General features: G+C 62.9%; 18 protein-coding genes. 7 read left to right on the top strand and 11 right to left on the bottom strand.

Annotated elements, in window-relative coordinates:
* Positions 1–2 precede the first annotated feature (2 nt).
* Complete coding sequence (locus EN885_RS08985) at positions 3–854, bottom strand: uracil-DNA glycosylase (RefSeq protein WP_245493038.1); 852 nt, start codon at positions 852–854, stop codon at positions 3–5.
* A gap of 225 nt (positions 855–1,079) precedes the next feature.
* Here EN885_RS08985 and EN885_RS08980 point away from each other — a divergent pair, with 225 nt between their 5' ends.
* Positions 1,080–1,757 carry a TetR family transcriptional regulator C-terminal domain-containing protein gene (locus EN885_RS08980; protein ID WP_095483696.1) on the top strand — a complete coding sequence of 226 codons (678 nt, stop codon included), beginning with the start codon at positions 1,080–1,082 and terminating at the stop codon, positions 1,755–1,757.
* A 74-nt stretch (positions 1,758–1,831) separates the two neighbouring features.
* Here EN885_RS08980 and EN885_RS08975 read toward each other — a convergent pair whose 3' ends face one another.
* Positions 1,832–2,728 (bottom strand): arginase family protein, encoded by an 897-nt coding sequence (locus EN885_RS08975; RefSeq protein WP_128241255.1) that lies wholly within the window; start codon positions 2,726–2,728, stop codon positions 1,832–1,834.
* Positions 2,729–3,110: 382 nt separating this feature from the next.
* Positions 3,111–4,055, bottom strand: coding sequence for a LysR family transcriptional regulator (locus EN885_RS08970; protein ID WP_245493037.1), 945 nt, complete (start codon positions 4,053–4,055; stop codon positions 3,111–3,113).
* 77 nt (positions 4,056–4,132) lie between these two features.
* Here EN885_RS08970 and EN885_RS08965 point away from each other — a divergent pair, with 77 nt between their 5' ends.
* Positions 4,133–4,612 carry a cupin domain-containing protein gene (locus EN885_RS08965; protein WP_164897808.1) on the top strand — a complete coding sequence of 160 codons (480 nt, stop codon included), beginning with the start codon at positions 4,133–4,135 and terminating at the stop codon, positions 4,610–4,612.
* A 29-nt stretch (positions 4,613–4,641) separates the two neighbouring features.
* Here the strand turns inward: EN885_RS08965 and EN885_RS08960 are convergent, their stop codons facing one another.
* The 8 genes from EN885_RS08960 to EN885_RS08925 form a co-directional block, all read right to left on the bottom strand.
* Positions 4,642–5,718: an ABC transporter ATP-binding protein gene (locus tag EN885_RS08960; protein WP_126103535.1), complete on the bottom strand. Its 1,077-nt coding sequence runs from the start codon at positions 5,716–5,718 to the stop codon at positions 4,642–4,644.
* Entirely contained in the window at positions 5,715–6,515 is an 801-nt protein-coding gene (locus EN885_RS08955; RefSeq protein ID WP_128241253.1) for an ABC transporter permease, read from the bottom strand. The genes EN885_RS08960 and EN885_RS08955 overlap by 4 nt, the downstream gene beginning before the upstream one ends.
* 1 nt (position 6,516) lies before the next feature.
* Complete coding sequence (locus tag EN885_RS08950) at positions 6,517–7,377, bottom strand: ABC transporter permease (protein ID WP_128241252.1); 861 nt, start codon at positions 7,375–7,377, stop codon at positions 6,517–6,519.
* Between the two features lie 69 nt (positions 7,378–7,446).
* Positions 7,447–8,451, bottom strand: coding sequence for an ABC transporter substrate-binding protein (locus EN885_RS08945; protein ID WP_095483701.1), 1,005 nt, complete (start codon positions 8,449–8,451; stop codon positions 7,447–7,449).
* A gap of 63 nt (positions 8,452–8,514) precedes the next feature.
* Entirely contained in the window at positions 8,515–9,990 is a 1,476-nt protein-coding gene (locus tag EN885_RS08940; protein WP_128241251.1) for an aldehyde dehydrogenase, read from the bottom strand.
* The gene (locus EN885_RS08935; RefSeq protein WP_128241250.1) at positions 9,987–11,039 is read right to left on the bottom strand and encodes an LLM class flavin-dependent oxidoreductase; all 1,053 of its coding nucleotides are present in this window, start codon (positions 11,037–11,039) and stop codon (positions 9,987–9,989) included. Before EN885_RS08935 ends, EN885_RS08940 begins: the two co-directional genes overlap by 4 nt.
* Before the next feature lie 6 nt (positions 11,040–11,045).
* Positions 11,046–12,839: an alpha/beta fold hydrolase gene (locus tag EN885_RS08930; RefSeq protein WP_128241249.1), complete on the bottom strand. Its 1,794-nt coding sequence runs from the start codon at positions 12,837–12,839 to the stop codon at positions 11,046–11,048.
* Complete coding sequence (locus EN885_RS08925) at positions 12,832–13,419, bottom strand: amino acid synthesis family protein (protein ID WP_128241323.1); 588 nt, start codon at positions 13,417–13,419, stop codon at positions 12,832–12,834. Before EN885_RS08925 ends, EN885_RS08930 begins: the two co-directional genes overlap by 8 nt.
* A gap of 146 nt (positions 13,420–13,565) precedes the next feature.
* On the opposite strand from EN885_RS08925, the gene EN885_RS08920 reads away from it, so the two are divergent.
* From EN885_RS08920 to EN885_RS08900, 5 genes are all read left to right on the top strand, one after another.
* Positions 13,566–14,237, top strand: a complete 672-nt coding sequence (locus tag EN885_RS08920; protein WP_095483705.1) for a GntR family transcriptional regulator — start codon at positions 13,566–13,568, stop codon at positions 14,235–14,237.
* 248 nt (positions 14,238–14,485) lie between these two features.
* The gene (locus EN885_RS08915) at positions 14,486–15,073 is read left to right on the top strand and encodes a sulfocyanin-like copper-binding protein (RefSeq protein WP_245493036.1); all 588 of its coding nucleotides are present in this window, start codon (positions 14,486–14,488) and stop codon (positions 15,071–15,073) included.
* A gap of 264 nt (positions 15,074–15,337) precedes the next feature.
* Complete coding sequence (locus EN885_RS08910) at positions 15,338–16,144, top strand: SDR family oxidoreductase (RefSeq protein WP_128241322.1); 807 nt, start codon at positions 15,338–15,340, stop codon at positions 16,142–16,144.
* Positions 16,145–16,154: 10 nt separating this feature from the next.
* Positions 16,155–17,102, top strand: a complete 948-nt coding sequence (locus EN885_RS08905; protein ID WP_128241247.1) for a 3-hydroxyacyl-CoA dehydrogenase — start codon at positions 16,155–16,157, stop codon at positions 17,100–17,102.
* A complete protein-coding gene (locus EN885_RS08900) occupies positions 17,099–18,061 on the top strand; it encodes a 3-keto-5-aminohexanoate cleavage protein (RefSeq protein ID WP_128241246.1) in 963 nt (320 codons plus the stop codon). The genes EN885_RS08905 and EN885_RS08900 overlap by 4 nt, the downstream gene beginning before the upstream one ends.
* Positions 18,062–18,195 lie beyond the last annotated feature (134 nt).

The following is an 18,195-nucleotide window of genomic DNA, read 5'->3' as shown; positions in this document are numbered from 1 at the left end:
GGTCACCACGCGATGGGACGAGAGCCCATCTCCTCCAGGTAGCGGTTGCAAAGAATGAATGGATTGGGTCTGGAAAGGACGGCTTCGGCGCGGGCGGGATGATCGCGCAGAACGCAGCGAAGATGCCCGCCCGCGTTCTCGTCGATTCCCGCTTCTGCCAGTGCTTCCGCGGCGGCGTCGCCGAACCCGAGGAATACCAGCGGCTTTTCCCGCGAGGCAAGGGCGCGCAAGGTTTCCACGATCAGCGGACGCCAGAGCCGGAGATGGCCCTTGGACTGATGCGGATCCACATCCACCTTGAAGCGAGTGAGCGTCAGCGAGGCATTCAGTAGGAGAACGCCTTTCGAGACCCAGCGGTCCGCGATATCGGACGGCTGCTCGATGTCGGCTGCACCGCTCTTCATGGCTGCAAGTGTCTTCGGCCAATCATCGAAGCTGCGGGCATAGGACAGGTCACCGGTGCGCGCTGCCAGGATCATCTGCATGTAGGCACGGATGCTCTTTGAAAACATCTTGTCGAGCTCGTGCCATCCCGCCAGATTTCCAGCTTCAAATGCCCGTCCGGTGGCAAACCCGGGTTCGGGGTAGGGGTCCTGGCCCAGAACGACACAGTGAACCTCATCCGGGGCGATTCCGTCGAAAGCTCTCAGGCAATGCGCGCCCGCAGGCATTCCCGGAAAGTGCTTGCCGCGACGGACGGGAAAGATCGGTTCCCAGACCTCGAGCTCTAGTTCGGCCGCGATCCCGTCAATATCCGGCCCCGCATGCCTGATCAGTGCACGCCAGGGTCCGTTCAGATCGGCGGACCAATCTGAAAGGAATTCCTCCATGGCGGTCTTTAGCAACATTGCCATTCGCACCCTCTCCAAGGTGGTCGACTGCGGCAGCTCCTTCAGGAACCTGACCGTTTTGTCAGCTTTTCATGAAAAAACTTGACCAGATTGTCAACTTCTTTTTTAGTGGTGCTTCGATTCTCGAGGCCTCATACAATCCGGTTGAAAGGTCTCTGAGCAAAAACGAACTGTTGACCCGGGTGATCATCCAGGCGCAAAAAATCAATGAAAATAACGGAATAACCAATGGCAGAAGAACTGAACGCGCCCCGTGCTTCCGCTGAAAAAGGGCACCCGTCGCAAGCCGCGTCGGATGAGCCGATCAGAGCGAGGAACGTGCTCAAGATCCTGACAGCGGCTGTCGAGATCTTCTCGCGGAAGGGCCTTGATGGTGCCCGCATCGTTGAGATCGCGAAGGCCTCAGGGCTGCCGAAGGGCAATGTCTACTATTACTTCTCGTCGAAAGAGGAGATCTACAACGCCGCCATCGATCGCCTCATCCATAGTTGGGACGACGCGTTTCGGCATATATCGGCCGATCGTGAGCCCGGCGAGGCAATCGAGGCTTACATTCGAGCGAAGCTGGACCATGCCCGGGAGAATGCCGCAGAGACGCGCCTTTTCGCAAACGAGATACTGCAGGGAGCTGTACATCTCTCGACCGAGGCTCGCGATCACATGCGAACCGTCACGTCCGAGAAGGCCCGGGTGATCGATATTTGGGCCATGGCCGGAAAGATCGAGAAAGTCGACGCGCGCCATCTGTTTATTCTGTTGTGGTCCGCGACGCAGTTTTATGCCGAGTTCGAGGCTCTCGCCTGCGATGCGCTACATGTCAGCCAGCTAAAGGTGGCTGACTACAATTTGGCTGCGAAGACGATCACGGAGACGGTCTTGCGGGGGCTCCTTACCCGTCCATCGTGATGGACAATACGGCAGGGAGTCCGACCTCTGCGGCGACTGATGAGTTGGCAGCTCATCGGGGCAGCCCGGCCCCCTTAAGCGGGCGCGGAAGTGCCGAGAGCTACGGCCAGGACATCAACAAGGCCACGGCCGGCGCTGCCGTCGACGTCGAGGCGCGGATTGTAGATGGCGACCTCGAGCCCGACCGCCTTGCCGCTTGCCAGGATGATTCGGAGCGCTGCCGATAGCTCGTCCCACGACAGCCCGCCCGGTACGCGGAAATCGACCGCCGGCATGATCGCATCGTCGAGACAATCGGCGTCTAAATGGATGAAGAAGCCGTCGAGCTCAGGCCGCGTCAGGTGGCCAACGGCCGCCCGGGCGGCGGCTTCGACGCCCAGGTGGCGGATGGCATGGAGATCGTAGGCCATGAGCTCCGCCGGCAAAGGCTGGCTGCCGAATTCGGCCTGGTCCTCGTGGTCGCGAAAAGCGAAGGCGACAGCGTCCTCGGAGCGCACCAACGGGCGGCGACCCTCCAGGTCGGTCAGCAGCGCCGGCCCGTAGCCGGTGACGAAGGCCAGGTCCATGGACGCGCCTTCGCCGTTGGGCTCGGCCTCGGGCTGGAAGAAATCGGCGTGGCCGTCGATGAAGAGCAGGCCGCAGCGACCGCGCCGGCGCAGCGCGAGCATCGGGCCCAGCACGATCGTACAGTCGCCGCCCAGCACCACCGGGAATTCCCCTGCGTCCAGCACCTCCTCCACCGCGTTGGCGAGCTTGGGCGACCACGCCGCGATCGCGTTGGCATTGAGCGTCAGGGTGGCAGGGTCGGGCTTCGGGTCTTTCGGCGGGACGGCCAGCCGCCCGGCACGGCGCGCATGGATGCGGTCGGCGAGGCCCAGTTCCAGCAGCCGACTGGGCAAGTCCTCCACGCCGTCGGTCGCCAGACCCAGCGCGGACGGCGCTTCAAGAATGGCATAGGGGCGGGTCGGCATCAGATGCTCCCAGGTATCGCGAGTGAGAACCGGCGCAGCGCCGGCGGTCTCTGCCACTGAGCGCTGCGCGCCCAAGGCAGCCTCGGTACGCAAGATCCCAAATTGCTCTTCAGGCCGCCACGCTCTTCGACCAGCACCGCTGACGGTATTTTTCTCGTCAATTCGATCGCGCTGTTTTCGCCGGAAATCGCACCACTCGGCCAATTGATAGCGAAAGTGGGCAAAACCGAGGAAATTTCAACCCGCCCAAGTCCCTTTTGAAGTCAAGATCGCAAGTTTTCTGACCGATATGGAGACTGTTCTTGACTGCGTTCTGAGAGAAAGTTGCGAGGCTGGATCAATGGGTGTCGTAGCTCAAAACGATCCAAAACGGGCGCTCTTCTCAAAGGCCTTCATCCCAATACGGCGTGCGCCCGATGCATCGCGCAAGGTGGTCGACGAAGGCACGGACCTTCATCGACATGAGCCTGTTGCTGGGATAGACGGCATAAATCGTGCTGGCTGGAGGCTCCCAGGCGTCAAGCACGCGTCGCAGCGCGCCAGTACGCAGCGGCTCCGCTACCGCCCACGTGGGCAGTAGGGCGATGCCGATGCCGTCGAGCGCCGCAACGCGCAGCATCTCCGCATTGTTGCTGCGGAAGCCGCCGCCCACGGCCACCCGCACCTCGCCTCGTTTGCCGGCAAGGCGCCATTCATCGCCCCAAGGCAGGAGGCTGGTGCAGAGGCAGTTGTGCTTGGCAAGGTCGCCCGGCTCGCGCGGCGCTCCACGCTCCGTGAGATAAGCGGGCGCAGCACAGGCGACGAGCCGGGATGGTGCGAGCTTGCGCACGACAAGCGGCGAATCCTCAATCACGCCGATGCGGATCGCCAGATCGAGCCCCTCATCGACCAGACTCACATGCGTCGGGCTCAAAGCAATATCGACGGAAAGTTCCGGATAGCGCCTCAGGAACTCGGGGACGGCCGGCGCCACATGCATCCAGCCGAAGCTGTCGGGCGCCGAAATGCGAAGGGTGCCGCGCGGCTCGCGCTGCAGCGCGCTCGCCGCCTGTTCGGCAGCTTCGGCTTCGGCGAGAATCCGCGCACAGTGGCGGTAATAGGCTGCGCCCGCTTCGGTCATCGAGAGCCGACGCGTGGTGCGGTTGAGGAGGCGAATGCCCAGGCGCTCCTCAAGCCGCTGCACATGGGCGCTGACAGCGGATTTGGAGATTTTAAGGTGCCGTGCCGCCGCTGAGAAGCTGCCGCTATCAACGACACGAGCGAACGCAGCGATTCCATCGAGCGGATCCATCGTCGGATTGTCCTGAAATCCGGACAGCATGTCCATACAATTCCGGCTAATCGACGGGCGAGAACGGACCTATGTCTCTTGGTGAGCCACCTGAGCCACAAAGGAGATCGACGATGGATGCCAAAGTTACAGCAGCCGAACCGTTCGTTCGCGAACCGGCGGCCGGATCGACGCTCAACGTTCTGGGCATCACCCATATCTACAAAGCCACCGGCGCTGAGACTGCGGGGTCCTTCTCGCTCTGGGAGTCCGTGGTTCCACCGGGCGCGGGAACGCCACCGCACACCCATGCCCGTGAGGATGAAGCCTTCTACGCGCTGAGCGGCGAACTCGTCATCGAATTCGAGGGCGAATCCGCGCCCCATCGCATTGTGCCCGGCGGCTTCTTCTTCGGCCCACGCGGCCGGCGCCATGCCATCCGCAATGTCGGCGACAAGCCGGCTCGCGTGCTCGTCCTTTGCGCGCCGAGTTGCGGCCTTGATCAGATGTTTGGCGAATTGGACGCCGCGACCGCCGCCGGCATGCCGGAAATGGCAAAGCTCATGGCCATCGCCGCCAAATACGGCGTCACCATCGAGCCGCCAGCTGCCTGAGATCTCGTTCCAGACCGCCAGCGCGCCCGTCAGGCGGGAAACAGAAATGCGGCGGCGGGATCGAAAAAAATCTGTCTGCTCGAGGCGAAGCCTTCATGTGCTTCTGCCATGTCGGATGTCGGCCTGACGTCGATCTCCTGGCCGGCGGCCGTGCGCGCGATGACTCGCCGCCGCTCGCCGAAGAAGGCGGTGTCGATGAATTCGACCGCAAGCCCGGCAGTGGCCGGGCCGGGCCTCAGCCGAAACGCTTCCGGCCGCACCATCAGCCGGGTCTTCTGGCCATGGCTGAAGTCCTGATCGATCCTGACGCCGGAGACGACCGAGCCATCGGCCAGGCGGATCGTGGCGGAGCCGTTGACGGTTTCAAGATGCTCAGCCGGCAGGAAATTGGAATTTCCGATGAAGCTGGCCACGAATTCGCTCGCAGGTCTCAGATAGAGGTCCTCACCGGTGCCGATCTGCTCGATGCGCCCGTCCCGAAACAGGGCGATGCGATCCGAAAGATGCAGGGCCTCGTCCTGATCGTGGGTGACGTAAAGGATCGTTACGCCGGTTTCGCGGTGGATGCGTCGTATCTCGGCCTGGATTTCCTCGCGCAGCTTCTTGTCGAGCGCCGAAAGCGGCTCGTCCATCAGAAGGATCGGCGGATCGTAGGCCAGCGCCCGGGCAAGCGCCACGCGCTGCTGCTGTCCACCGGATAGCGCGCCGGGATATCGGCCGCCGAAACTCTCGAGCCGGACCAGCGACAGCATCTCGGCGACTTTTCGGTTCACCTCGGCGTCCGGCCGGCGGCGCACGCGCAACGGAAAGGCAACGTTCTCGGCGACGGTGAGATGCTGGAACAGCGTGTAGCGCTGGAACACCATGCCGATATTGCGCTTGTGCGACGGCACCGACAGCAGCGACCTGCCTTCGAGAAGAACGTCGCCGGATGTCGGCTGCTGAAAGCCGGCGACCGCGTAGAGCGTCGTCGATTTGCCGGAGCCGGAAGGGCCGAGGAAGGTCAGGAACTCGCCCTTGGGTATATCGATCGTGACATCGTGCACGGCGACGAAGCTGCCGAATGTCTTGCGCAGGTAGCGAATGGAGAGAAACGGTTCGGTCATTTCGACAGTTTCCGCCGAATGAGTGCGGTTACGATCATCAGGCTCAAGGTCAGAAGTACCAGAAGGCTGGAGGCGGCGGCGATGACCGGGCTGAGATCCTGGCGCAGGCTGCCCCAGATCTTGACCGGCAAGGTCTGCAAGCTTGGGCTGGCCATGAAGATCGCGACCACCACCTCGTCCCACGAGGCGAGGAAGGCAAAGATCGCCGCCGAAAAAATCCCGATCTTGATCGCCGGCAAGGTGACCCGGAGTTTTGCCTCGAATGGGCTTGCGCCGCAGACGATCGCCGCATCCTCGATGGATTTGTCAAAACCTTCGAGTGCCGCGGTGATGGGAATGATGGCGAAGGGGAGTGCCAGGACTGTGTGTGCGATGACGAAGCCTGCCGTGGTGCCGCCGAGCCCGATCCGCAGGAAGAATGCATAGATGGCGATGGCGAAGACCACGACCGGCAGCACCATTGGCGTCAGCAGCAGGCCGCGAAGCGTGTTGCGCCCGCGAAACTGTCCCCTGACCAGGGCGAAAGAAGCCAGGAGCCCGATGACGACGGCAAGAATCGCGACCATGGTGGCAATGTGCGCGCTGGTCAGCGCTGCTTCGAGCCAGGCCGGATCGGCGAAGAGCTCCTCATACCATTTCAGCGTCCAGCCGGGCGGCGGAAAAGCCAGCCACCGCGACGATCCGAACGACAAAAGCACGATGAAGACCACCGGCAGCAGCAGAAACGCGGCAACCAGGCCGGTGAAACCCAGAAGTGCTGCGCGCAGCCAGCCCAGCCGGTCGTAGTCGAGCAGCATCTCAGATGCCTCCTGTCATGCGCTTGGCGCCGACGAGGCGCAGTTGCAGCGCGTAGAGGGCCATGGTCACCAAAAGCAGGATGAAAGCCGCCGCGCTTCCGAGCCCCCAGTTGAGCAAGGATTGGATCATCTGGGCGATCATTGCGGCGAGCATCATGTTGGAGGTGCCGCCGAGCAGCGTCGGCGTCACGAAATAGCCGAGCGACATGACGAAAACCATCAGGCCGCCTGCAGCGATTCCGGGAAGCGACAATGGCAGCAGGATGCGGCGGAAGGCGTCGAAGGGGCTCGCACCGCACAGGGCGGCGGCGCGCAGCGTCATCGGATCAATGGCGCGCAGGGTTCCGACCAGTGGCAGTATCATGAAGGGCAGCATGATGTAGACCATGCCGATGGTGACGCCGGTCAGGTTGTTGATCAGCGGCAGCGGCTCGCTGATCAGGCCAATATCCATCAGCGTCCGGTTGATGACGCCGGTGCGTTGAAGCAGCACCATCCAGGCATAGGTGCGGGTGAGCAGATTGGTCCACATCGACAGGATGATGATGCCGAAGACGATCGAGCCGAGGGCAGGCGGCATGATCGCCAGCATCCAGGCGACCGGAAACGCCACGATCACGGTGACGGCGGTGACGACGGTGGCGACCAGAAAGGTGTTGAAGAAGACCCGCGCATAAGTGCCGTCGCCAAACAGGATGGCGTAGTTCTGCAGGCCCGGTACGGGCTCGGTCACGCTGCGCAACAGCAACGCGACGACCGGCACCACGAAGAACAGGGTGATGAGGGTCAGCGCCGGCAAGGCGCCGCCGACGCCGTGTGGCCTTCGGAGGATTGGCTGTCGATGAAGCAAATTGCCCGACATGGCGATGATCCCGGCAGCTCAGGCGGGACGCCTAGCGGCGCCCCGCCGGTTCATGGGTGAGGTCGGCGGCTATTTGGCCTGCCAGGCGTACCAACGCTCCGCGATCGCGTCGCGGTTTTCAGCCCAGTAGTTCATGTCGAGGTTGATCTGCCCGTCGACATAGGCGTCCGGCAATGACTTGACGACATCGGCCGGCATTTCGGCCTTGGCTGCCGTGTTGATCGGCGCGTAGCCGCTTGCTTCAGCAAACATTGCCTGGCTTTTCGCGCTTGTCGCTGTGGCCAGGAATTTCATCGCGCTAGCCTTGTTCTTCGAGCCCTTGGGGATGACGAGCACGTCGGCGGCAGTCATGTTCTGTTTCCAGGATGCCCCTACATCGGCGCCGTCCTGCTGGAGGGCGAAGACACGCCCGTTCCAGAGTTGCCCGAAGGCTGCCTCACCGGAGGCGATCAGCTGTTGCGACTGCGCGCCGCTGTCCCACCAGACGATTTCCGACTTGATCGTATCGAGTTTCTTGAACGCCCGGTCGAGGTCGAGGGGATAGAGCTTGTCTGCCGGCACGCCGTCGGCCAGCAATGCGATCTCGATGACGCCTGGCGCCGACCATTTATAGAACGTGCGCTTGCCGGGAAATTTCGTCAGGTCGAACATGTCGGCCCAGCTGGTTGGCTCGCCCGACACCGCCCCTTTGTTCCAGGCAAGAACGAAGGAATAGTAGAAGCTGCCGACCGCATGCTCGGTGGTGAAGCGAGGATCGAGATCGGCTTTCGGCACGACATTGAAATCGATCGGCTCCAGCAGGCCATCCTTAGCCGCCTTGATGGCGAAATCCATTTCGACATCGACGACATCCCAGGCGACGCTGCCGCCTTCCACCATGGCCTTCAGCTTGCCGTAGTCCGTCGGGCCGTCCTGCAGGACCTTGATGCCGGAATTGGCTTCGAACGGAGCAGCCCAGGATTTGGTCTGCGCCTCCTGGGTGGTTCCGCCCCAGCTGGTGAACACCATTTCATCGGCCCGTGCGGCGGTGGTTGCCAAGAGTCCGGCCAAAATGCCGGTCAAAATCAGTTTCATGTCATTCTCCTCTGTTGGTTGCTGGTTTCTTGTTTTTATGAAATTGCGCGATTGGCGCTGCCCTCATCGCATGACGAACGGATCCGGGATCGGCTCGTCGGATATCCGTATCCAGACGGATTTCGAGCGCGTGTAATCGCGGATGGCGTCGAGCCCGCCCTCACGGCCGAGCCCCGACTGACCGTATCCGCCGAACGGCACGAGCGGCGAAACGGCGCGGTATGTGTTGACCCAGACGACACCGGCATGGATGTCGCGCGCCATGCGGTGCGCCTTGGCGAGATTGGTGGTGAACACGCCCGAGGCCAGGCCGAACGGCGTATCGTTGGCAAGCGCCAGGGCTTCGGCTTCCGTGTCGAAGGTGAGAACGCTGAGCACCGGACCGAACAATTCCTCCCGCACGCAGGGCAGCGCTGTATCCTCGGTGTCGATAATGGTCGGTGCGTAGTAGAAGCCGCGCGGATGCTCGTCGGGCCGTTTTCCGCCGGTGATCAACGTCCCGCCACTGGCGAGGCTCTCGGCAACGATCCTCTCGATCCATTCCCGCTGACGTAGTGTTGCCAGTGGTCCCATTTCGGTGGCCGGATCCTGCGGATCACCGATTTTGATGGCCTCGGCCTTGTGCTTCAGCCTGACGAGGAACTCGGCCTTTATCGAACGCTCGACCAGCAGCCGGGAGCCGGCGACACAGCTTTGTCCAGACGCCGCGAAAATCCCGGCCACGACCGCGTTTGCCGCACTGTCCAGGTCTGCGTCGGCGAAAACGACAACCGGGCTTTTCCCGCCCAGCTCCAGCGTCGTGTAGGCGAGATTTTCCGCCGTGTTGCGGATAATCGCGCGAGCGGTCGAAGGTCCGCCGGTGAAGGCGACGCGTGAAACCAGCGGATGACTTGTCAGGCGCCGGCCGCAATCGTGCCCGAACCCGGCCAGTATGTTGACGCTTCCGGCGGGAAATCCGGCCTCGTGAACGAGTTCGGCGAAGGCCAGCAACGGCGCTGGGCCGTCTTCCGAGGCTTTCAAGACGACCGTGCAGCCGGCCGCCAGTGCCGGACCGAGCTTGACGGCCGAAAGGAAGAGCTGCGAATTCCACGGCACGACGGCAGCGACGACGCCGATCGGCTCGCGCCTGATGGTGACGTCCATATCGGCCTTGTCGATAGGCAGATGCGAGCCTTCATGCTTGTCGGCAAGCCCGCCATAGTAGCGGTAATAGTCGCCGACATAGGCGATCTGGGCGCGGGTCTCGCGGATGATCTTGCCGGTATCGCGCGTCTCCAGTTCCGCCAGGCGGCCGGCATTGGCGACGACTAGGTCGCCGAGGCGCGCCAGCAGCTTGCCTCGCGCCGTCGCCGTCAGCGATGCCCACGCGGCGGAGTGCAAAGTCCGGTGCGCCGCTTCGACGGCGCGGTCGACATCGGCTTCGGTTGCAGCGGGCATCGTCGCCCAGGGCGCTCCGGTGGACGGATCGATGCTTTCGAAGGTGGCCGTCGGCGTATCGAACGCTCCATCTATGAAGTTGCTGAATGCCACAAGGGTCATTGCGGCCTCCCATGCCCGAACGCCGGCATCACCTTGTCGACAAACAGCTGCAGCGACTTCTTCTTGCGTTCGTGCGGTAGGCCGCTGTCGATCCAGATCGAATATTGGTCGTAGCCGAGCGCCTCGTATGCCTTCAGCCGGGCGATCACCTCTTCGGCTTCGCCGATAACCAGGTTCTGTCGCATTTTGTCGGGCGCGTATTGCGGCATGGCCGCGATCTCGTCGCCGGTGAGCGCTTCCAATATGCCTTGGCGAACAGGCTTCTTGTTCTGGAACCACGCGCCGAACTGGCAGTAGAACAGCGACAGGTCCTTCGTCAGCTGCTCTGCATCGGCGGCGTCTTCGGCAACGAATGTGTGCATCAGCAGCATGATCTCGGGGCGGGCGATGTCTGGATGCGCCGCGCACGCCGCGTTGAAGCGCTCCATCAGGCTGGTTACCTCATCATCGCCCGAGGCGAGCGGCGTCACCTGGACGTTGCAGCCGTTGGACACGGCGAAGTCGTGCGAGTTCGGATCGCGCGCCGCCACCCAGATCGGCGGGTGCGGTTTTTGCACCGGCTTGGGCGACGAGGTGGTCGAGGGAAACGACCAGAACTCCCCGGACATCTCGAAGTCGCCCTCCCAGAGGCCCTTGATAGTGGGGATGATCTCGCGCATGCGCTGGCCCGCGCCCCAGGCATCGAGCCCCGGGAACAGGCGCTGGTATTCGTAGCTGTAGGCGCCGCGCGCGATGCCGATGTCGAGCCGGCCAGCCGTGACGACATCGGTCATTGCTGCCTCGCCGGCGAGCTTGATCGGATGCCAGAACGGCGCGATGACCGTTCCTGTGCCGAGCCGGATGCGCTTCGTCCTGGCGCCGAGATAGGCGATGTTGATGAACGGGTTTGGCGAGATGGTGAACTCCATGCCGTGGTGCTCGCCGATCCAGGCTGTCTCGAAGCCTGCCGCCTCGGCCATCAGGACCAGTTCCTCAAGCTCGTCGATGAGCTCGGCATGCGGCTTTGCCGGGTCCGAGCGTTCCATATGGACGAAGAGCGAGAACTTCATACCTGTTCACCCCGAAGTGTTCATGGATACCGGCTTGGCGAGCGGACGGACTTCACCTTCGACCTCGTTGCCGACATAGACTCCAAACGCATCCTCCCTACATTCAAGAACATAGCGGGCGAGCATAGAGCGCACAGCAGCGTCGGCGATGTTCAGTCCGGCAATCCTGTCGATGTCGACGAGCCGGACCTGGCGATTGCTGGAGTGGGGCGCGTCCACCGTGCCGCGGTAGTAGACATGCGTTCGCGATGGGTTTGCGGCGTCGTCCCAGACCGCAAACAGGAATCCGAGATGAGCCTCGATGGCTTTCGCAGCGAGGCATCCCTTGAGGCTTCGCGTGTCGCCGGGCGTTCCGAGCCCTCGGCCCGCCGGCAGTTCGAAAAAGCCGTCGGCGGTTTCGAAGAACAGCACGCGGCCTTCATCTTCGAGGATGGCGCCGACTTCCATGTCCGGAGGCGCGGCCGCCAACGCTTCCTGGCTGAGACCGGGCGAGACATACGCCCCACGGCAATAGCCGAGGGGCTGCGATGAATTGTGGGAGAATTCGCGAACGCGGCCGATGAGGATCGAATGGTCGCCGGCGTCGACCAATTGCTCCATGTTACAGTCGAACGTCGCCACTGATCCAGCGAGCAGCGGGCTGCCGGTCTGGCCGAAGCGCCACTCGACAGCCGAGAACTTGTCCTGCGATTTCGAAGCGAAGACGCCGGACGCGGCTCGCTGTTCCTCCGAGAGCACATTGATGGCAAAGCACTTCGAGGTCGAAAACACCGGATGACCCAGCGCTTTCTTGGCGATGCAGACCAGCACAAGCGGCGGATCGAGCGAAACGGATGTAAACGAATTGGCAGTAAAGCCTCGAGGCTCTCCTTCCGGCCCGATCGCGGTGACGATGGTAACGCCGGTCAGGAAGGAACCGAGCGCCCGCCTGAATTCGCCTGCGTCGAAGGCTGTGTCCATCGCCGGTCGCGCCGATGCGCTTGCGCCGTCATTGCTCTCGAGAAAATCGACAATGCGCCGTGTGACCGTGTCAGGCGAGGCTACGGCCATCATATGTCTTTCGCCCTCCAGAACGGCGCAGCGACCGCGCGGCGCGAGGCGCGCCATCGCCGCCGACATCGCAGGCGAGGAATTCCTGTCCTGCGAGCCGGTCATGAACAGGGCCGGCGCCGCGAGACCGGAAAGACGATCGCCATGCGCCGCGTCGGCATGGGCGAAAAGACGATATGTGCGCGCATAGCCTTCCGGGTTGACGCTCTGCAGTGCCGCGCGCGTTGTCCTCGCCGCCTCGGCCAGGCTGTCGGGGACGGGGTTGCCGAACCAGCGTGCGATCGTTGCGTCCGTCCCTGACGGGTTTTCCGCGCCATTCAATTCGGCGGCGCGCTCGCGCACTGCCTGCGCAAGGTCCGCCGGGCGGCGAAAGACCGCGTTGAGCGACACCATGCGGCGGACCCGTTCTGGTGCGTTGAGAGCGATTTCCTGCCCGACCAGCGCTCCCATTGAATGGCCAACGATCGAGACGGCATCCAGGCCAACGTGATCAAGAAGCCGGATTGCCTGTCCTGCATAGTCGGCAAGGCTGGCGTCCTCGGGCGGTAGCGGCGACCGGCCATGCCCCAGCATGTCGATCGCGATCACATCCCATCTGTCCCGCATCAGCTCGATCTGGGGCCCCCAGATCGCCGCGTTCATGCCGACGCCGTGGATGAGGAGGACCGGCGCGCCGGATCCGGCCCGGATGAAGCCGGTGCCGTCAGGCGCCGTTTCGCGATGCCAGGCAGGCTCCGTCAGCTCAGCCATGCAGGTCGCCGACCTCCTTCAGATCCTGGTAGCGGTCGCCGATGCGATGATGCGGTCGTCCGCCGATCGAGGCGCCAAGCGCCACCACCAGCTCGTCCGGCGCCGGCGCGTCGCCGATCTGGAAATGCACAGTCAGGTAGTGCGAACGTCGGCCTTCATCGTGCTTGTCCATGAGCGGGATCATGATCGGCGTGTTCGGCCCGCCACGCAGGTTGGTGAAGGCGAGATAGGTCTTGGCGCCGACGGCACGCCGATAGTGGTTGCCGAAATGCAGCGTGTGGATGAGCGCCGAGGCATGCTCGATCTCGCCCGACGTGCCGCAGATTGCGGCCTTGCCGTAGCCTTCGATGGCTTCGCCCGATCCCGCGACTGCGAGGATTTCGCGGGTGAGCATCTCTCCCAAAACCGGCGCATAGGCGCGGATCTCGGGAGAAAGGTCCTCAGTGAAACCGCGCTCGGCCCAAGGATTGTCGAGCACCGCCGCCACGCCGATCAGGCGCAGCGGCCGGGGGGCCACCTTGCCGCCTTCAATCAGCGTGTTCTCGACATAGGTGACGATCTTTCGGATGGCCGGCTTCATCGAATCCTCGGTGGTCGTCGGCCGAGGCATCCGGAAAAGCTCCCTTCCGCCCCGGTCATCTTATGGTATACCATACTATTGAAGACCAAATCCCTTGTCAACGGATCGTCGAATCTGTTTGTTTGCGGATGCTGGGAGTAGATGAATTGGCCGACGACACACTGAGGATCGAACGATCCACCAAGACGCTGAGAACGCTGGCGCTGGAGCGCATGCGCGACGCGATCATGGGGTTTCACTTCCAGCCCGGCGAACGGCTGGTCGAGCGGCCGCTTTGCGACCAGCTCGGCGTCAGTCGCTCGGTGGTGCGCGAAGTTCTGCGGCAGTTGGAGACTGAGGGCCTTGTTCAGATGATACCAGGCCACGGACCCGCGGTGGCCAGGCCGGATCTCAGCCGCACCGATGAGATTTATGAACTCCGCGCTTTGATGGAGGGCATCGCGGCGCGCGCCTGCGCGCTGACGGCGACTGAGGACCAGATCGCTGCGCTTGAGCGCGCATTCGATGTGCTGCTCACGGCGTGGGCCTCAGCCAATCCGATCGAGGTGATGCGGGCGACGACAAAATTCTATGAAGTGCTTTTCGATGCCGCCGACAAGCGCATCGCCTGGGAAATCGTCCAGGGTCTGAACGTCCGCATCAACCAGCTGCGTTCCATGACCATCGCTTCGGTGGACCGCCGCGATGCCGCAATTGCCGAAATGACCGACATCATGAACGCGATCAAGTCGCGCAACGGCGATGACGCCGAAGCCGCGGCCCGGCGACATGTGGAGCAGGCGTGGCGAATTGCGCAACAGACCCTTCGCAACAGCTGAAGCAGAAACTTCACATTACGGAATCGCCCGTCGCTCTCGCACTGACGCACTGCAGGCAATTCCAACGCGCATCCCGATGATATAGCAGCAATGGCGTTGTTTCTGACGGCTGACGATAGCGCACTCTGGGTTTGCTGGTGTGGATGCCATTTCAAGCGTATTCTCTTCCTTAGGGAACAAGCCAGGTCGACTTCGATTGGCGGTCGCTTGCGCTCGGCCGCCCCGCTCGGGAGGAGCCTCTGATTGCGATGGCGCGCCTTGCTCACCTCGCCCTTCTCGCCGTTGCCTTGGGATTTTTGCCTGGAATTGCACTGGCTGGGGAGCCTTTCGTCCCGAGCTGGATCAAGAACGATCCTGCAGCCGAGACAGTGGCCATAGAGATTGTTGCCGATTGGAACCAAGTCGAGCGGTATCGCAGGGACAACATCCGGACCGACATTATCGACTTCAACGGTTACTGGGGCGGCAATCTTACCATCGTCGTGCCAGCAGAATGGTCGGTAAAGATCGAGTTCATCAATGGCTCCTCGTCTTTCCGGCACAGCCTGATGCTGACCAGGGTCTACGCTCAGTCAGAGATGCCCGTGAAGTTGACGGCCGAGGATGCGATCTGGGGGGTGTACACCGATCCGCCAGAGGGGATTAAAATCAATGAGAGGAGGCAACTCAACTTTGTTGCGCAGCAGGCCGGGAGCTATTTCCTCGCCTGCGGGAGGCAAACGCATCTGATGGACGGACATTGGATCGGTTTCGAGGTGAGAGACAGCATCGAGCAGGCCGTGGCAATCATAGACGAAAACAAATTTCCGCAGGAGCAGCCCCCAGGACGGCCTTAGGGGCTACGCGAGCAAGCCAGCGCCATGGCTTGGTCGTGGAGATCAATGCAAACCCAGGGCGGCTTACCGGAAATTCGAAAGTCTGGCGTGCCCGAGCAGCTGCCTTTGCTCGCCTAGCCACCAGCGGGCAATGCTTTCGCCACTATTTCAGCTGCCCTATGCCACAAGGGCAATTCTGTACGGCTTGGTCGTTCTGGGCGCTGTCATGGCGCTGCGCGAACGGCGGCTGCAATGAGAAAGGACAACACGATGAGCGCGACGGCGATGAGTAAAGGGGCACCGTCATCGGCGGACGATTTTCTGACCGGGTTGAAGGGGCAGCGCGTGCTGGTGACGGCAGGCGCCGGCGGTATAGGCTTTGCCATTGCCGACACGTTGTCGCGGCTCGGCGCGCGCATCGTCGTTTGCGACGTCTCCGACGAGGCGCTGGCCGCTGCTCCGGACAGGATAGCGCTCGTCGCCGCGGTCAAGGCCGATGTCTCGCGCGAAGACGACGTCGACCGGCTGTTCGAGACCGCCAAGGAAAAGCTCGGCGGCCTCGACGCGCTGATCAACAATGCCGGCGTTGCCGGGCCGACCGGCGGCGTCGATGAGATCGATCCGGCGGAGTGGCGGCGCTGCATCGACATCTGCCTGACCGGCCAGTTCCTCTGCGCCCGACGTGCCGTGCCGCTGATCAAGGCGGCGGGCGGCGGCTCGATCGTCTCGATGTCGTCGGCGGCCGGCCGCTACGGCTACGCTTTCCGCACACCCTATTCGGCGGCCAAGTTTGGCGTCATCGGTTTCACGCAGAGCCTCGCCAAGGAACTCGGGCCGCACGGCATAAGGGTCAACGCCATCCTGCCCGGCATCATCGAGGGACCACGCATCGACAAGGTCATCGCCGACCGGGCCAAGCAGCTCGGTGTGTCGAATGAGGCGATGACGGAGCGCTATCTCCAGAACATCTCGCTGCGCCGCATGACCAGCCCTTATGACGTCGCCTCGATGGTCGCCTTCCTGCTGTCCAATGCGGGGATCAACATTTCCGGCCAGTCGCTCGGCGTCGACGGCAACGTCGAAACGCTTTGAGGAACCGATCATGACAAAGGTCGCAATTGTCGGCAGCGGGTTCATCGGACGGGCCTGGGCGATCAGCTTCGCCCGCGCCGGCCACGATGTGCGGATGTGGGATCAGTCGCCGGCCGCGGCGGGCGGTGCGCATGATTACGTCGCCGGCGTGCTGGGTGACCTCGCCGCGAACGATCTGCTGCGCGGACAGGCAATCGATGCCGTGCGTGGCCGCATCGCCGTCGTTGCGGAGCTGGAAGAGGCGCTGGCCGATGCGGTCCATATCCAGGAGAACACGCCCGAAAGCCTCGACGTGAAGCGCGAGGTGTTCTCTCTGATTGATGCGTTGGCCGGTCCGCAAGCGGTGATCGCCAGTTCCACCTCGGCGCTGCTGCCGTCGAAATTCACCGATCATCTGCAAGGGCGGCACCGCTGCCTGGTCGTGCATCCGATCAATCCGCCCTATCTCATTCCGGCTGCGGAAATCGTGCCGGCGCCATGGACCTCGCCCGAAACGGTCGAAAGGACCCGCGCCTTACTCGTCGCCGCAGGCCACGCGCCGCTGGTGATGAAGCACGAGCTCGACGGCTTCATCATGAACCGCCTGCAGGGCGCGCTGCTGGAGGAGGCTTTTCGCCTTGTCGCCGACGGCTATGCCAGCGTCGAGGACGTCGATATCGGCATTCGCGACGGGCTGGCGCTACGCTGGTCGTTCATGGGTCCGTTCGAGACGATCGACCTCAATGCACCGGGCGGCGTGCGCGACTATGTCGAGCGCTATCAGACGATCTATGCCAACATTTTTCCGCAGACGCTGCGCCGCGTCGACTGGGCCGGCGAGGTCATCGAGACAGTAGAGGCCGACCGCCGCAAGCGGCTGCCGCGGGAAGAGCTCGGCGAACGGCAGGTGTGGCGCGACCGCCGGCTGATGGCGCTGGCGGCGCACAAGAGAAAATCGGATCAGGAGTTCGGACGATGACGGAAACGAACCGCAAGCCCAGCGCTCAGCAGGCCAAGGGCAAGGTTATCATCACTTGTGCAGTGACGGGGGCGATCCACACGCCGACCATGTCGCCCTATCTGCCGATCACGCCGGACCAGATCGCGTCCGAGGCGATCGCGGCGGCAGAGGCGGGTGCCGCGATCCTGCACCTGCATGCCCGCGACCCTGAGACCGGCAAGCCCGACCAGACGCCGGAGGCGTTCGCGCGTTTCCTGCCGCGCGTCAAGCAAGGCACCAACGCCGCCATTAACATCACCACTGGCGGCAGCCCCTACATGAAGGTCAAGGAGCGCGTGCGCCCAGCCGCTGAGTTCAAGCCGGAAGTCGCGTCGCTCAACATGGGCTCGATCAATTTCGGGCTCTATCGCCTCGCGGACAAATACGAGACCTTCAAGTTCGACTGGGAAAAGCCGCATCTGGAAGCGACGCGCGACCTGGTCTTCCGCAATTCGTTCAAAGACATCGAATACATTCTTGCGACCTGCTACGACAACGGCACGCGCTTCGAGTTCGAGTGCTACGACATTGCCCATCTCTACAATCTCTCGCACTTTGCCGACCGTGGGCTGGTGAAGCCACCGTTCTTCGTGCAGTCGGTATTCGGGCTGCTCGGCGGCATCGGCACGCATCCTGAAGACGTCGCCCATATGAAGCGCACCGCCGACCGGCTGTTCGGCGACCAGTTCCGCTGGTCGGTGCTCGGTGCCGGCGCCAGCCAGCTTCGCATTGCCGCGCAGTCGGCGGCCCTTGGCGGCAACATCAGGGTTGGCCTGGAGGACAGCCTATGGGCCGGCAAGGGTAAGCTTGCCAAATCGAACGTCGAACAGGTGGTGCTTGCCCGCAAGATCATCGAAGGCCTCGGCATGGAGGTGGCGACGCCCGACGAGGCGCGCGAGATCCTGTCATTGAAGGGCGGCGACAAGGTCGCGTTCTGAGGCGGATCGCGAGATCTGGGCTTATGACTATGACATCGCGACTGGTGCTGCCAGCAACCGGCGCACTTTCGCCCGCGTCGACACCGGCCGGGGTGGCGCTGCGGCAGCCTGTTCGCAATAACCGGCCTTGGCAT

The sequence above is a fragment of the Mesorhizobium sp. M6A.T.Cr.TU.014.01.1.1 genome (assembly GCF_004022765.1).
GTDB classification, from domain to species: domain Bacteria; phylum Pseudomonadota; class Alphaproteobacteria; order Rhizobiales; family Rhizobiaceae; genus Mesorhizobium; species Mesorhizobium mediterraneum.
This window is presented reverse-complemented; position numbering and strand designations above follow the sequence as displayed.